Raw genomic sequence first — 14,116 nt, 5'->3', positions numbered from 1 at the left:
CGCAGCGGCGGCGCGCCACGCCTTCCTCAGTCGGCGGCAGCCCCGACGCACCTGCCGGAGCGGCTCGGCTCACCCCACGCCCCGCGCCCCCGCCGCCTTCTCCTCCCGCGCCGAGAGCGGCACCCCCAACGGCCGCGCGAGGCCCACGATCCCCTCGTCGAGGCGCTGGAGGTGACGCAGCACCCGGAAGGCGACCGACCCGGTGCGCAGCACCTCGTGACGGCCGCTGTCCAGCATCGAGGCGATGCTCGCCCCCGACTCGATCTCGCCGCCGGTCTCCTCGTCCCGTACGTGCGCGGCGATCAGGTCGATGTTGTGCGTGATGCGCCGCCCCGCCAGGGCCAGGCGCGCGTCGGCCGCCACGCTCTTGCTGGACGGCACCAACTCGGCCGTCGCCGCCAGCGAACGCGCGTGGTAGGCGCAGGTCTCCAGAAGCGCCACCACATAGCGGGCGTTCTGCCGCCGCGCCCGCAGCGGGGCGATCGGGTGCGTCAACGGCTTCGTGGAGCTGCGCAGATCGTCCAGCGCGGTGTCCAAGTCACGCGCCAGGTCCACCAAGTCGACCGCGGGCCCGCCGCTGAGCTGCGCCACCGCCGCCGAGACGACGTCCCGCAGGCGTGCGAGGACGGTGCCGAGTTCCTCGTCGGTGCGGTGCGACGTACGCACCGGCAGGACGAGGACCGCCGCGATGATCCCGCAGGCCGCGCCGAGCGCCGTCTCCTCGACGCGCAGCACCAGGACATCGAGGCTGTAGGTGTTGAGCAGCGTATAGAGCAGTCCCAGCATCGCCGTGACGAAGAAGGACATCAGCGCGTACGACAGCGGCGCGGTGAAGAACATTCCGAAGACGCAGAGCAGGACCAGGGCGAACGCGATCCACGTGTGGTTCCCGACGGCCCCGGCCAGCGCCACCCCCGCCACCACGCCGAGCACCGTGCCGACCAGCCTGCGGTACCCCTTGACCAGGATCTCCCCGGTGGAGGCGGTGTTGAGGAAGACCACCCAGCAGGTCAGCACGGCCCAGTACCAGCGCTGCGTGGACAGGAACTCGCCCCCGACGATGGCCAGCGCCGACCCCACCGACACCTGCACGGCCGCCCTGGTGGTGGGGCGCCGCAGCCCGGTCGGCTCCTCCTCGGCGGCGGCCGCGGCCTCACCGGAGATCGATATCTCCTCCGCCTCGAACTCCTCCCGGGAGCGGGCCGCTTCCGGAGTGTCGTACTCCTCGTCCTGGGCGGCGTGCACCGCGAGCCGCAGACCCACGATGGCGCGCGCCGCCTCACCGACCGCGCGGAAGCAGTCCTGCACGGCGGGCGAACCCTGCGGAAGGCCCTGCTCCTCGCGGTAACCGAGAAGCCGGTTGCGTACGTGAGGCAGTGCCGTGCCGCGGTCGTCGGGGACCAGGCGCACCACGAGGAGGTGCAGGGCCCGCAGATCCCGGCGCAGCGCGGAGCCCGCGTCCTGCGCGATCCGGGCGCGCGCCGGCATGGCCGCCGACGCGTTCGGCAGATGCAGCGTCAGCGTCTCCACGCGCTCGGCGCTGCGGGCGTTGAGGAGCAGGACACCGAGGCGCTCCGCGGCGATCTCCGCGTCGGCGACCCGCCGCTGGAGCAGCGCCGCCGCGGACGCGTCGCGGGTGCCCTCCTCCAGGCGGCCCTGGATCATCAAGGCGGCCTCGTGCAGGCGGGCCGTGCTGCGCCGCAGGTCGGCCAGGACCGCGTCGACGTCCCCGGCGTCGGCGTCGAGGAGTTCGATCTGGTGCGCCACGAGCTGGGCGAGGCGGGCACGGAACGCCTCACGCAACCGCGCCAGGGTGCGTTCGGGCGTCTCCGGCACCAGGGCGAACCGCGCCACCGCGCTGCATACGAAGGCGATAGTGAGCGTCAGGAACAGCTCGGGCAGGGCCGACACGGACGCGCTCACGAAGAGCGAGACGAAGTAGACCTGGAAGCCGATCAGGCCGAGCGCGGTGCCCCGGTCGCCGAACCGGCGCGAGTACACCGCACCGAAGATCAGCATGACGAAGAAGAGGTCGCCCGCGATGACACGGGAGTTGAGCAGCGCGCCCAGGGATATCGCCGCGAGCGCCACGGGCAGGCCGAGCGCCAGCGTGATCGCCTGGCCGCGCACCTCCTTCTCCTGGATCGCGAACGTGGCGACCATCGCCGTCATCGCGCCCGCCACGAGATGCGTCACCGAGGTACCGACGAGGGCGAGCACGGCCAGCGCGAGGAGGATCGCCCCGACCGTGCGCAACCCCGCCATCAGACGCAGAAGTCCCGGGTCCGACGCCGAGAACCGGTCCCAGACGCTCTTCGCTGTCCTTCGTGCCACTGCCATCGCGATGCCGTGCTCCCCGCTCTTCTCTCGGTACCTCTCGGCTCGTGCCCAGCATCGCACGAGCACATTCGCGGAGATCAAGGCTGGTGGGAGGCGTGTACACCGGGGCCGGCGCGGCGACTCGCGACAGCCCCGGCCCTCCTGTCGCGTAGGCTCTGGCTCCCGTCACTCGGCACTTGAGGAGGCAGCGTGTCGCCGATGGACCGTACGTCACAGAGGGACCGGACATGACGGCGCGCGTGACCGTCGGGGACACCGTCGAGGACTTCACGCTGCCGGACGAGACCGGCACCCCGCGCACACTCTCCGAACTCCTCGCGGACGGCCCCGTCGTGCTGTTCTTCTACCCGGCGGCCCTCACCCCCGGCTGCACGGCCGAGGCCTGCCACTTCCGCGACCTGGCCGCGGAGTTCGCCGCGGCCGGCGCGCGGCCGGTGGGCATCAGCGCCGACGCGGTCGAACGCCAGCGGGAGTTCAACGAGCGGCACACCCTCGGCTTCCCCCTCCTCTCGGACACCGAGGGCCAGGTGCGTGACCGGTTCGGTGTGACGCGTGGCTTCTCACTGGCGCCCACCAAGCGCGCCACGTTCGTGATCGACCAGGGCCGTTCCGTCGCCGAAGTCGTCCGCAGCGAACTGCGCATGAGCGCACACGCCGACCGTGCCCTGGCCGCCGTCCGACGCCTCAAGGAGAGCCAGGTCTGAGCACGTCCGGGGTGGCCGCGAGCCCCAGCTCGCGGGCGACCCGGGTGAGGGAGAGCTGCCGCTGCCGCTCGTACAGGGCGAAGGGGTCGAGCACCTCCCGGCCCATGGCGGCGGAGAGCCGCCCGGCGTCGTACGCGTCGGCCTCCTGGGCGCTGTCCCGGGACCCCGTGTCGACGCTCAGGTTGGACCGGAAGATGCCCGCGGCGGAGCGGGGCAGGAAGTCCTCGTAGACGATCGGCTCGGCCCGCACCCAGCCGTCCCGCAGGAGCGCGCCGACCTCCGAGGGCGGCGGACGGCCGTCCTCGGGCCGCCCGGGAGCCACGTGATAGGTGAAGAATCCGAGCCCCCGCTCGGCCAGCCCCTCTTCCGTCACCGGCAGATGTTCCGCCCACACGGCGCGGGCGACGTCACCGCGGTCGCCCGGCGCCCGGTGCGCGGCCCGTTCGTCGACGAGGGCGAGCATCCGGTCGTACAGGGCGCGGCCCTCGCGGGTCAGGGCGATGCCGCGCGCCTCGACCTCGCCGAAGCGCACCCGCAGCGCGCCGCGGGTCACCGTGCCGTCCGCCGCGCGCATCGCCCTCGGCTCGGCGAGCGCCCGGAAGGACGTCTGGCGCAGCAGGATGTCCGGGCCCTCCCAGCGGGGCGGCCCCTGGATCGTGTCGATCATCTCGACGCCGCGCTCGGTCATCCGCCGGTAGAGCTCGTCGATGTCCAGGACGCGCGGGGTCAGGTGGTTGATGTGCGTGGCGCGTACGCCGCCGATGTCCGCGGCGACGGCGGAGACCCGCTCCAGCGTGGCGTACCAGTCCCTGTCGATGGGCTCCGCCGACAGCTCGAAGCTGCGCACGGCCAGGTCGAGGAAGCGCTCGGCGTCGGCCTCGGGCAGTTCCCGCTCGGCCTCGGCCCGGTCGGCCAGGGCGAGCAGTTCCGGTGCGAACAGCTCACGCGCGGCGAGGAACGCGGTCAGCCGGGCGCGCAGGTCCGCGTCGAAGAAGCGCGGGTCCGAGACCGTGAGCATGGAGGTGAAGACCCGGAACGGATTGCGTTCGAGCTCCTCCTCCGCCACCGGCCGGAACGCGGTCGATACGACGGGCAGCGCGCTGCCGGCGGTGTCGCGCAGGTCGTAGAAGCCGACCGGACGCATGCCGAGGGCGCCGAAGACGCGGGCGACCTGCCGCAGTTCCCCGTGGGTGCCGACGCGGATGGCGCCGTGCCGCTCGGCGGTGACCCGGCGGATCGAGCCGAGGCGCTCGGCGTCGGCCCCGCGGGCGCGCAGAACGTCCTCGTTGACCTCGTGGGAGACGTCCACGAGCGTGGTGTAGGCGGGGACTTCACGTCCGTACATCCGGGAGAGCCGCGCGGCGAAGGCGGCGCGCAGCTGCCACTGGCCGATCGTCATCGGCGGTCGTCCTTTCGGCTTGCGGTCAGGGCGCGTCCCGGCCGGTGGGAGGTGTCACACCACATGGGCTTCCGGCCGGCTCGCGTACCCCGTGCGGAAGCGGCCCGCGCCGAATGGGGTGACGTCCACGCACGGGCGTCGCCCCAGGTGCAGATCGCGGACGACCTCGCCCACGGCGGGGGCCTGGAGGAAGCCGTGCCCGGAGAACCCGGTGGCGTACAGGAAGTTGGGCACGGCGGCACAGCGGCCGATCAGCGCGTTGTGGTCCGGCGTGACCTCGTACAGGCCCGCCCAGCCTCGGCACGTCTCCATGCGGGCCACGGCGGGTGCCCGCCGGCGCGCGGCCGCGCGGAACAGGTCGAGCCACTGCGGCGTCCACGTCGTGTCGAAGCCCTCCGGCTGCCGGGGGTCGGCGAGGCCGAGGAGCAGCCCGTCGTCGCTGTTGTGGAAGTACGCCGACGAGGCGAAGTCGATCGTGAACGGGATGCGGGGCGCGGCGGGCACCAGCGGGACCGTGAAGGCGAGTTGACGCTTCAGCGGGCACACCGGCAGGTCGACACCCGCCATGGACCCGATCCCGGCCGACCAGGCTCCCGCGGCGCACACGACCGTGGCGCAGGAGACCCGCCCGCGGTCGGTGTGCACGGCGGTGACACCATCACCGGCCATGTCCATGCCGGTGACCGTGGTGTGCGAGGCGAAGACGGCTCCGGAGAGGGCGGCGGCGCGCGCGTACCCCTGGACGACGAGGGCGGGCCGGGCGTGGCCGTCGGCGGGGGAGTGGGCGGCGGCGAGCAGCCCGTCGGTGCTGAGGTAGGGGCAGAGCGCCCGGGCCTCTTCGGCGCCGATCATGCGGCTGGGGACGCCGAGCTCGTTCTGGATCCGCACGCCGTCCTCGAAGTCCGCCACCTGTCGCGGGTCGGTCAGCAGGAAGAGGTACCCGACGGTGTCGAGGCCGATGCGGGCACCGGGGCGGCGCGGGAAGTCCCGGAAGGCCCGCAGACTCCGCCGGCCCAGCTCGATGTTGAGGGGATCGGAGAACTGCGCCCGCACACCGCCGATCGGCTTGCCCGAGCTGCCGCCGCCGAGCGCGCCGCGCTCGACGACGACGATGTCACGTACGCCGGCCTCGGCGAGATGGAAGGCGATGCTCGTCCCCATCACCCCGCCGCCGATGATCACGACCTCGGCGGTGGGAGGGAGGGTCCGGAAGGTGCTCGGGGGGCGCGGCGGGGGCTGCGGCGGAGGTTTCGGCGGGGGCGTTGAGGGGGTCAAGGGGCCGCTCCCTTCCAGGCGTCGGCCTGAGCTGACGTGGCGTGACGGGCGACGCCGAGCCGCTCTGCCCGCCATGGTGCGCCACCGCGGACCCCGCCGTCCATGAGCGGTCCCGGCGGTCGGCCTCCGGGACGCCACAATGGCCGAAGCTCTTCCCTGACGGTTCGGCGCCTGACGGTTCGGTGCCGCGCCGCCGCGCCGCCACGCCACGAAGTCGCGCCACCAGCCGCCACACCGCGAAGCCCGTGGTAGCCACCAACAGGTAGACGGGCACGAGGAGTTGGACGTCCGGCGACGACACGTCCGCGTGCCAGCCCGCGCCGCGCCGATCCCCCTCGTACACGACCCGGTTGACGGTCAGGAACGCCAGATGGGCGCCGATGGAGACGCACAACGGGGCACGCCGGACGGCCGTGCGGGCCACCACCAGCATAAAACCGAACACGGTCAGCAGCATCAGATAGCCGACCGGATCCTGCCCGCCGGGTGCCGCTGCGACGGGTCCCGCCTCCCGGCCGAGAAGGCGCGCGGTCGCCGCGCCCACCACCGTCGAGACGCCCGGCACGACCAGGAACACGGCCGTGGTGCCGAGCGCCGACGCCGCGCCGCCGAACCGCTCGCGCAGCGACGTCCAGACGTAACCGCGCAGGGTCGTCTCCTCGGGGAGGGCCTCCAGGAGGAGGGCGACCACGCCGTTCGCCACCACGTACGCGGCGAGGGTCCCGAGGTCGGGGCGGGACCAGCGGAGCAGCCCGGCGGCGGTCCCCGTGCCCAGCACGAGCGCAGCCGCCGCGAGGACCACTCCCGCGCCGATGAGCAGCGCCCGCAGGTTCGCGCCCGTCCCGTCGAAGCCGAGGTCCCTGAGCGAGCCGCCGCGGCGGCGCAGCGCGAGGACGACGAGCGGCACGGCCGGCGCGCTGACCGCCGCGGCGGGAATCAGCTGTGCCACGAACCCGCCCGCCCCCACGGCATCCGCGACGACCGGCCCCACCTCGGTGCCGACGCCCAGCGCCGCGCCCATACCGAGCCCGCCGCCCAAGGCGCGCCGCAGTGTCCCGAGGAGCGGGGCCGATGGCCCGGAGCGATGGCCGGTCATGGGGCGCATCTCGGTGTCACCTCTGTCTCTCTCGCCGGACACCCCCGCCGTGGCGCCGGACCACCGTACGGTCGCGTACCGCCGTACCAGGTGCTGTCCTCACCATGGTCGGCGCCGCAGCGATCAAGGGGGTCGTAGGCGCGGATGAAATGCGGGTACATCCTTCGATGCAGGAGCGGTGCCTCACATGGGGGGCGTGGCGGGCGCCGGGCCCAGCGTCGTCGTGCCGGGCGCGGCACGGTGCCCGAGGCCCGTGCGGTACGCGTCCATGGCCGCCTCCACCCGACCGGTACGGCGCAGCAGATCCCCCAGCAGGCGGCACAGGTCCGCCAAGTCGCCCGCCGCGCTGGACCGTTCGAGCAGGGACAGTGCCGCGCAGTAGTGCTCCTCGGCGGCCTCCGTGTCGCCCCGCTCCTCGGCGATCAGCCCGAGCAGCCGGTGCGCGCCGCCCGCGTGCACCGCGCCCCGTCCCGCCCCGAGCGCCCCCATGCCCTCGCCCGCGCCGTGCCGCTCGTCGCCGGAGGTCAGCAGCGGCCGGAGCAGTGCCTCGGCCTCCGCGGTCCTGCCGCGCCGCCGCAGCACGTCCGCCAGCTCCACCTCGACCTGCTCGGTGAAGAGCGCGGCCCGCTTCGAGGCGAGGATGGAGCGCGCCGTGCGCAGCTCGCTCTCGGCCTGCTCCAGGTCACCGTCCTGGGCGTGCACATAGCCCCGCATCCAGTGGCAGTGCGCGAGTTCGGTACGGATGTGCAGCTGGCGGTAGAGCTCCTGGGCCTTGGCGAGCGACGCGTCGGCCTCGGCGATGCGTCCCTCGGTGATGAGCGTGCGGGCCACTCCGCGGTGCATGCCGGCGACCAGCGCCGGATCGCTGACCCGCGGGGCGAGTGCGAGGGCCAGCTCGGCGGCGTGCGCGGCACGGGCGTGCGCGCCCATGTCCATGTAGGGCGCGATCGACGCCGTGTAGAGGAGCAGCAGCGCCTCCGGGTCGTGCAACCCGGCGGCGTCCAGCTCGTCGAGAGTGCTCTCCAGGAGGTAACAGGCGTACCGCAGCTCGCCGGTGAGCAGATGGGCGGTGGCGCGGCCCCGGATGGCCGGGACCCGGCGCGGCAGCGGCTCGTCGGCGAGCAGCCGCTCGACGGCGGCGAAACAATCCCGGGCCTCGGACAGTTCGCCCGACTCCAGCAGGCAGTCGCCGAGGCCGAGCAGCGCCGCCGCCTGCTCCTCGGCGAGCGCGTGCGTGACGGCTTCCTCGTGCAGGGCGCGGAACAGGGTGGCCGCGTCCTCGGGGGCCCCGGTGGCGAGGGCGCGCCGGGCGTCGGTGAGCCGCAGGCGCAGCCCGGCGGCGAGTTCGGCGGGGCGGCCGGTCGCCAGCTCCTCGTAACTCACGCCGAGGCGTCCGGCGAGATGCCGCAACGCGGCCTCCGAGGGGCGCACCTTGCCCGATTCGAGCGTGGAGACGTACGCGGGAGTGTAGGAGGGCTGCGCCAACTGCCGTTGTGTGAGTCCCCGTTCGCCGCGCAGTCGCTGCACGCGCCGCCCGATCTCTGCCGGATCGTCGGGTCGTACGCCTTCGGAACTGTCCTGCGCCACTGTGGCCTCCCCGTGCATCGCTCTTTCGGTCGCGGCGCCGCGCCGTCTTGAGTCCCGGGGGCGCAGATCCAGGCTCTCGGAACGGGATCAGGGGCGGCGCGGGCGGGAACACGCTTGCATCACAAGGGGCTTGTGGCACACCCATTGCCTGGAACCCCAGGAGCCTCTACGTTGAACCGCGCATTAACCCCGCTTAACTCTCCATTTATATCGCGGACTTCGGAAGGACGCCCATGCCCCCCACGCACCGAATATCCGGCCGGCCCAGACGCACACCGCTGCGCGCCGCCCTCGCCACCGCCATCGTCCTCACCGCGGCGTTCGCCGCCACCGCACCGGCCGGCACGGCCTCGGCCGCCGGCCCGGACCGGGACCCGGGCCCGGAGCGGCGGCAGACGCAACGCGTCGAGTACTTCACCGGGCCCGGCGCCCACCCCCGGCACACCGAGGTCCCCGCGGCCGAGCCGCTCTCCGCGAAGGAGCGTGCCACGATCAAGGGAGACGGCGACGGTGACGTCGTGCCGATCGTGCAGACGGGGCCGCCGGGCTCCAAGCTCGACGTCGTCTTCATCGGCGACGGCTACACGGCCTCCCAGCAGGAGGACTTCCACGCCGACGTGCGCGCCAATTGGGCGAAGGTCGCCGCCGTCCAGCCGTACGCCTCGTACAAGAGCCTCTTCAACGTCTGGGCCGTAAACGCGGTCTCCCGACAGTCCGGCGTCTCCGGCGACCCGACGAGCGGCACCGTCAAGGACACCGCCCTCGGCTCCGCCTTCTACTGCGACGGCATCGAGCGGCTGCTGTGCGTCGACACCAACAAGGTCGAGTCGTACGCGAAGAAGGCCGCGGACCCCGACCTCGTGATCGTCCTCGCCAACTCCACCAAGTACGGCGGCGCGGGCTACAACGACATCACCTCACCGTCCGGCTACGACGGCATCGCCACCGCCTCCTCCGACCACGCCCGGTCCGACCAGGTCCTCGTCCACGAGACGGGCCACTCGCTGGGCAAGCTGGCCGACGAGTACTGGTACGACGAGTACGGCACCTACACCGGCGCCGAGCCGTGGGAGTCGAACTCCAGCAAGCTCACGGCCGACCGGCTCACCGCGCAGAAGAAGAAGTGGTACCGGTGGATCGGGCAGACCTCACCGGACGGCGGGACCGTCGGCGCGTACGAGGGCGGCGGCTACTACCCGCGCGGCCTGTACCGGCCCACGACCGACTCGATCATGCGGACGCTCGGCCGCCAGTTCAATCTGCCCGGCCGCGAGGCGATGATCGCCGGCTTTCACCGGCACGCGTCGGTCGTCACCCCTGTCACGTCCACGGAACGCGTGGTGCGCCGCGACGCGAAGGTCGCCGTGGAAGCGCCGGACGGCATCCGGCTGCGCTGGTCCGTCGACGGCCGCGAGGCCGGGCGGGCCAGGGGCGACACCGTGGTCAGCCCCCGCGCGCTCGGCGTCCCCGCCGACGGCCGTACGCACACGCTCTCCGTCCGCGCCACGGATGTCACGGACGCGGTCCGTGACCCGAAACTGAAGCCGTTGCTGAGCGACACGCTGACGTGGCGGGTAACGCGCTGATGGGCGTGCGCGTCGGGTGGCTGGGGACTGGGGACTGGGGACTGGCGGGGTGGCTGGTGGCCGGTGGCTTGAGCCCCGGAGCGCCGGTCACCGGGTCTCCGGGGCGTGTGGGCGACGCGACCCCGTGTGGGCGACGCGACCCCGGGGAGTGGTCGCGGGGCCCCGGCCCGCCCCGGGCCCTGCGTCCGCTCCTGACGCGCTGTTCCCTCCGGGTCCCGTGCGCCCCCGCACGCCGCCCCCCGGCCGCCCCACCCTCAGCCGCTCCTACGTAACCGGTGTGGTGTCCCGCTCCGCCCTGCGTGGTTCCGCCAAGCGGATCGGGGCGCTGGAGGCGCGTATGACCAGGGTGGGTGCCAGCCGTATCGATCGCTGGGGGCCGTCGGCGTCGCCGGACAGGCGCAGGGCCAGGAGGTGTGCCGCCTCGGCGGCCAGTTCGGCCACCGGCTGGCGGACCGTCGTGACGCCCGGCGCGGACAGCGCCGCCATCGGGATGTCGTCGAAGCCGGTGACGGCGACCTCGCCGGGGACCGCCACGCCGAGCTGCTGGAGCCGCTGGAGCGCCCCGATCGCGATGAGGTCGTTGGCGCAGACCAGGGCGTCGGGGCGGGCGGGCCACACCTCGTCGACGGCGGCCCGCCCCCACTCCACGGAGAAGTCACCGAGAACCACCCGTTCCGGAGCGCCGGCGTCGAGTGCGCCCGCCCCGGCCGCGTAGGCGCCGCGCCGCTCGGCGGCCGCCGACGCCGTCCCCGCCGCCCCGAGGAAACAGACGCGGCGGCGCCCCGTGGCGGCCAGGTGATCGAGGACGAGGGCCATGCCCGCGCTGTTGTCGACCGCGACGGAGTCCGCGACGCCGGGCCCGCAGCCGCGGTCCATCAGGACCAGGGGCACCCGCGCCGCCGCCGCGGCCACCGCCGCCCGGCTGCGGTCCTCGTCCGCCGGGATCACCAGGAGCGCGTCGACCTGCCGGCTCAGCAGGTCCGCCACGTACTCCGCCTCGGCCACCGGGTCGTCGTCGCAGTCGGCGAGGAGCACGGCCCGGCCGTCGGCGTGCAGGGCGTGCGTCAACTCGCGCACCAGCGCGGGGTAGAAGGGGTTCGTGATCTGCGGCAGGACGAGACCGACCGTGCCCGTGGAGCGGCCGCGCAGCGCCCGCGCCGCGTGATTGGGGCGGTAGCCGAGCGCTTCGGCGGCCTCGCGGACCCTGCGGGCGGTCTCGGCGCCGACGGGCCGCGTACCGGCCAGGACCCGGGAGACCGTGGCGACGGAGCAACCGGAGGCCCGGGCCACGTCCCTCAGCGTCACGTCGGCCACGCCGTGCCCGTCCCTTCGACCAGCCGCCAAATTTCGGCAAACGTTATCAGCGGGCGTTCCTCACAACCAGACCCTCCAATCAGAGCCTCGGAGACCCTCGGAGAGCCTCGGAGAGTCTTGGTTTGGGGCGTATTACGGCAGTTAGTTCCTTGCTGGAGTCAGCCCAGGGTCTGCCGGACCGTGTCCGTTCCGGGCGCGTTTGCCGGAGTGTGGTTTCGGCCATTGACATAATTCGCCCCTGTGCACACAGTCTTCGGAGAACGTTTTCCCGAGCCCCCGCCCCGCCCCCCGGCGGGCGACGGCGGCGGCTCAGCCGAACAAAGAGGTTCCGCGATGCCCCGAAAGATCATCCTGGACTGCGACCCGGGACATGACGACGCGATCGCCATGCTCCTGGCGCACGGCAATCCGGATGTGGAGCTGGTCGCCGTCACCACCGTGGTGGGCAACCAGACCCTGGAGAAGGTCACCCGCAACGCCCTCTCGGTGGCCCGCATCGCGAACATCACCGGCGTCCCCTTCGCGGCGGGCTGCTCGCGCCCGCTGGTGCGCACCGTCGAGACCGCGCCCGAGATCCACGGCGAGAGCGGCATCGACGGCCCCGTCATGCCCGAGCCCACCCTCGCCCTGGACGAGCGCCACGCCGTCGACCTGATCATCGACACGGTCATGGCCCACGAGCCCGGCGAGATCACTCTCGTCCCCACCGCGGGCCTGACCAACATCGCCATGGCGGCCCGCAAGGAGCCCCGCATCGTCGAGCGCGTCCGCGAGGTCGTCCTGATGGGCGGCGGCTACCACACGGGCAACTGGAGTCCCGTCGCCGAGTTCAACATCAAGATCGACCCCGAGGCCGCGCACATCGTCTTCAACGAACCGTGGCCCGTCACCATGGTCGGCCTCGACCTGACCCACCAGGCGCTCGCCACCCCCGAGGTCGTCGAGCGGATCGCGAAGGTCGGCACCGAGCCCGCCGTCTTCGTCACCGAACTCCTGGACTTCTTCGGCGCCATGTACCTGGAGGCCCAGGGCTTCGCGGCGCCCCCGGTGCACGACCCGTGCGCGGTCGCGTACGTCATCGACCCCGACGTCATGACGGTCCGCAAGGCCCCCGTCGACATCGAGCTGACCGGCACCCTCACCCTCGGCATGACCGTGACGGACCTCCGCGCGCCCGCCCCCGAGGACTGCCACACGCAGGTCGCCGTCGACCTCGACCACCAGCGCTTCTGGGACCTCGTCGTGGACGCGCTCCAGCGGATCGGTGACGTCCGGATCGGTGACGTCGGGACCGGTGGCGTTGGGACCGGTGGCGTCCGGATCGGTGACGTCCCCGCATGAACGCCTCCTTCACCGAACCGTCCGCCGCGGCCCCCGGCGGCGCCCGCGGCTCCCGCCCCGTGCGCATCGGCGTCCTGGTCACCGCGCTCCTCGCGGCCTGCTTCGCCTTCCAGCTCAACGCGAGCATGCTCAGCCCCGCCCTGAAGAACATCGAGGACTCCCTCGGGGCGACCTCCGCGGAGGTCGGCCTGACCCAGACGGCCTTCTTCACCTCCGCCGCGCTGTTCTCGCTCTTCCTGCCACGCCTCGGCGACCTTGTCGGCCGCCGCAAGGTGCTCGCCGGGATGCTCGCGCTCATGGTCGTCGGCTGCGTGGTCGCCGCGCTCGCCGAAAGCGTCCCCATGCTCTTCGCGGGCCGCGTCATTCAGGGCGTCTCCGGCCCCACCGTGCCGCTCTGCCTGATCATGCTGCGTCACGAGGTCCACGAGCCGAAGAAGTACGGCACGCTGCTGGGCGTCATCACCGCAGTCAACGGCGGCATCGCGGGCGTCGACTCCCTGGCGGGCGGCTACCTCGCCGACCACCACGGCTTCCAGTCGGTGTTCTGGTCCATGGCCGGCGTGGCCGCCGTCGCCGCGCTCCTGGTCGCCACCCTCACCCCGGAGTCCAAGGCGGCCGCCACGGCCGACAGCCGCATGGACTGGCCCGGCGTCACGCTCCTGGTCGTCTCGGTCGGCGCCGCCCTCATCGCCCTCAACGAAGCGGGCAAACTGGCCGCCGCGAACTGGCCGCTGGTCGCCGGCCTCTTCGTCGTCTCGGCCCTGGCCTTCGCCCTGTTCTGGCGCACCGAGGACCGCAGTAGCCACCCTCTGGTCGCCACCCGGCACCTGCGTCAACGCTCCACGTGGGCGCTGCTGCTCACCACCGTCCTCACCATGACGGGCGTCTTCGCCGTGATGAACGGCATGATCCCCGCCTTCGCGCAGGACGCCCAGGCCGGCTTCGGCATGAGCGCCGAGCAGTCCGCCTGGTGGACCCTGACGCCGTACGCCCTCGCGGGCCTCGCCATGGGCCCGATCGCCGGGCGCCTGGCCGCCACGTACGGATACGGCCGCATCCTGCGCCTCGGCCTCATCGGCTCGGCCGTGACGGTGGCCCTGATGCTGTTCACGCTGCACGCCGACTCGCGGCTGCTGCTCCTGGGCGCGTCGATCCTCATCGGCGTGACCTACGCGGGCGTCGGCAACATCGTCCTCAACGGCCTCGGCATCGTGCTCTCCCCGAAGGAGAACCCGGGCTTCCTGCCGGGTCTCAACGCGGGCGCCTTCAACCTCGGCGCCGGTCTCAGCTTCGCGGTCCTGTACGCCGTGCAGACCGCCGCCGAGCCGGCCGACAAGACCTCGCCCGCCGGGTACACGGCAGGCATGCTCGCCGGGGTCGCGCTCATCGCGGCCGCCTTCGCGACGTCCTTCCTCATCCCGAAGCCGGTGGAGGCGGAAGCCACCGACTGACCGGTACCGGCACCAGTCAGTCG

The 14,116-nt window shown here is 73.1% G+C and carries 10 protein-coding genes; 4 read left to right on the top strand and 6 right to left on the bottom strand.

What is annotated here, in order from left to right; genetic code table 11:
- Positions 1–69 precede the first annotated feature (69 nt).
- On the bottom strand, positions 70–2,340 hold the full coding sequence (locus tag ACOBQB_RS01535) for an FUSC family protein (RefSeq protein WP_423588150.1): 2,271 nt from the start codon (positions 2,338–2,340) through the stop codon (positions 70–72).
- Positions 2,341–2,567: 227 nt separating this feature from the next.
- Between ACOBQB_RS01535 and ACOBQB_RS01530 the strand changes: the two genes are divergently transcribed.
- Positions 2,568–3,044 (top strand): peroxiredoxin, encoded by a 477-nt coding sequence (locus ACOBQB_RS01530; RefSeq protein ID WP_423588148.1) that lies wholly within the window; start codon positions 2,568–2,570, stop codon positions 3,042–3,044.
- On the opposite strand, the gene ACOBQB_RS01525 is transcribed toward ACOBQB_RS01530, so the two are convergent.
- From ACOBQB_RS01525 to ACOBQB_RS01510, 4 genes are all read right to left on the bottom strand, one after another.
- A complete protein-coding gene (locus tag ACOBQB_RS01525) occupies positions 3,025–4,443 on the bottom strand; it encodes a 2-oxoadipate dioxygenase/decarboxylase family protein (protein WP_423588147.1) in 1,419 nt (472 codons plus the stop codon). The two genes, ACOBQB_RS01530 and ACOBQB_RS01525, sit on opposite strands and share 20 nt — an antisense overlap.
- Positions 4,444–4,497: 54 nt before the next feature.
- The gene (locus tag ACOBQB_RS01520) at positions 4,498–5,604 is read right to left on the bottom strand and encodes an NAD(P)/FAD-dependent oxidoreductase (RefSeq protein WP_423588146.1); all 1,107 of its coding nucleotides are present in this window, start codon (positions 5,602–5,604) and stop codon (positions 4,498–4,500) included.
- Positions 5,558–6,814 (bottom strand): type II CAAX prenyl endopeptidase Rce1 family protein, encoded by a 1,257-nt coding sequence (locus ACOBQB_RS01515; protein ID WP_423588145.1) that lies wholly within the window; start codon positions 6,812–6,814, stop codon positions 5,558–5,560. Before ACOBQB_RS01515 ends, ACOBQB_RS01520 begins: the two co-directional genes overlap by 47 nt.
- Before the next feature lie 183 nt (positions 6,815–6,997).
- Positions 6,998–8,419, bottom strand: a complete 1,422-nt coding sequence (locus ACOBQB_RS01510) for a helix-turn-helix domain-containing protein (protein ID WP_423588144.1) — start codon at positions 8,417–8,419, stop codon at positions 6,998–7,000.
- Between the two features lie 215 nt (positions 8,420–8,634).
- Here ACOBQB_RS01510 and ACOBQB_RS01505 point away from each other — a divergent pair, with 215 nt between their 5' ends.
- Complete coding sequence (locus tag ACOBQB_RS01505; protein WP_423588142.1) at positions 8,635–9,987, top strand: M64 family metallopeptidase; 1,353 nt, start codon at positions 8,635–8,637, stop codon at positions 9,985–9,987.
- Between the two features lie 264 nt (positions 9,988–10,251).
- On the opposite strand, the gene ACOBQB_RS01500 is transcribed toward ACOBQB_RS01505, so the two are convergent.
- Positions 10,252–11,301: a LacI family DNA-binding transcriptional regulator gene (locus tag ACOBQB_RS01500; protein WP_423588140.1), complete on the bottom strand. Its 1,050-nt coding sequence runs from the start codon at positions 11,299–11,301 to the stop codon at positions 10,252–10,254.
- A gap of 333 nt (positions 11,302–11,634) precedes the next feature.
- On the opposite strand from ACOBQB_RS01500, the gene ACOBQB_RS01495 reads away from it, so the two are divergent.
- Together ACOBQB_RS01495 and ACOBQB_RS01490 are read left to right on the top strand one after the other, a co-directional pair.
- Entirely contained in the window at positions 11,635–12,642 is a 1,008-nt protein-coding gene (locus ACOBQB_RS01495) for a nucleoside hydrolase (protein ID WP_423588138.1), read from the top strand.
- Positions 12,639–14,093, top strand: coding sequence for an MFS transporter (locus tag ACOBQB_RS01490; RefSeq protein ID WP_423588136.1), 1,455 nt, complete (start codon positions 12,639–12,641; stop codon positions 14,091–14,093). Before ACOBQB_RS01495 ends, ACOBQB_RS01490 begins: the two co-directional genes overlap by 4 nt.
- The last annotated feature ends 23 nt before the right edge of the window (positions 14,094–14,116 follow it).

Source organism: Streptomyces sp. G5(2025) (assembly GCF_049542075.1).
Classification (GTDB): Bacteria; Actinomycetota; Actinomycetes; order Streptomycetales; family Streptomycetaceae; genus Streptomyces.
This window is presented reverse-complemented; position numbering and strand designations above follow the sequence as displayed.

What these genes read in the sequence shown, in the direction of transcription:
- ACOBQB_RS01510 (WP_423588144.1), bottom strand. Translation starts at nt 8,419, where the DNA reads ATGCACGGGGAGGCCACAGTGGCGCAGGACAGTTCCGAAGGCGTACGA.
- ACOBQB_RS01520 (WP_423588146.1), bottom strand. Translation starts at nt 5,604, where the DNA reads ATGGGGACGAGCATCGCCTTCCATCTCGCCGAGGCCGGCGTACGTGAC.
- ACOBQB_RS01525 (WP_423588147.1), bottom strand. Translation starts at nt 4,443, where the DNA reads ATGACGATCGGCCAGTGGCAGCTGCGCGCCGCCTTCGCCGCGCGGCTC.
- ACOBQB_RS01495 (WP_423588138.1), top strand. Translation starts at nt 11,635, where the DNA reads ATGCCCCGAAAGATCATCCTGGACTGCGACCCGGGACATGACGACGCG.
- ACOBQB_RS01515 (WP_423588145.1), bottom strand. Translation starts at nt 6,814, where the DNA reads ATGACCGGCCATCGCTCCGGGCCATCGGCCCCGCTCCTCGGGACACTG.
- ACOBQB_RS01490 (WP_423588136.1), top strand. Translation starts at nt 12,639, where the DNA reads ATGAACGCCTCCTTCACCGAACCGTCCGCCGCGGCCCCCGGCGGCGCC.
- ACOBQB_RS01535 (WP_423588150.1), bottom strand. Translation starts at nt 2,340, where the DNA reads ATGGCAGTGGCACGAAGGACAGCGAAGAGCGTCTGGGACCGGTTCTCG.
- ACOBQB_RS01530 (WP_423588148.1), top strand. Translation starts at nt 2,568, where the DNA reads ATGACGGCGCGCGTGACCGTCGGGGACACCGTCGAGGACTTCACGCTG.
- ACOBQB_RS01505 (WP_423588142.1), top strand. Translation starts at nt 8,635, where the DNA reads ATGCCCCCCACGCACCGAATATCCGGCCGGCCCAGACGCACACCGCTG.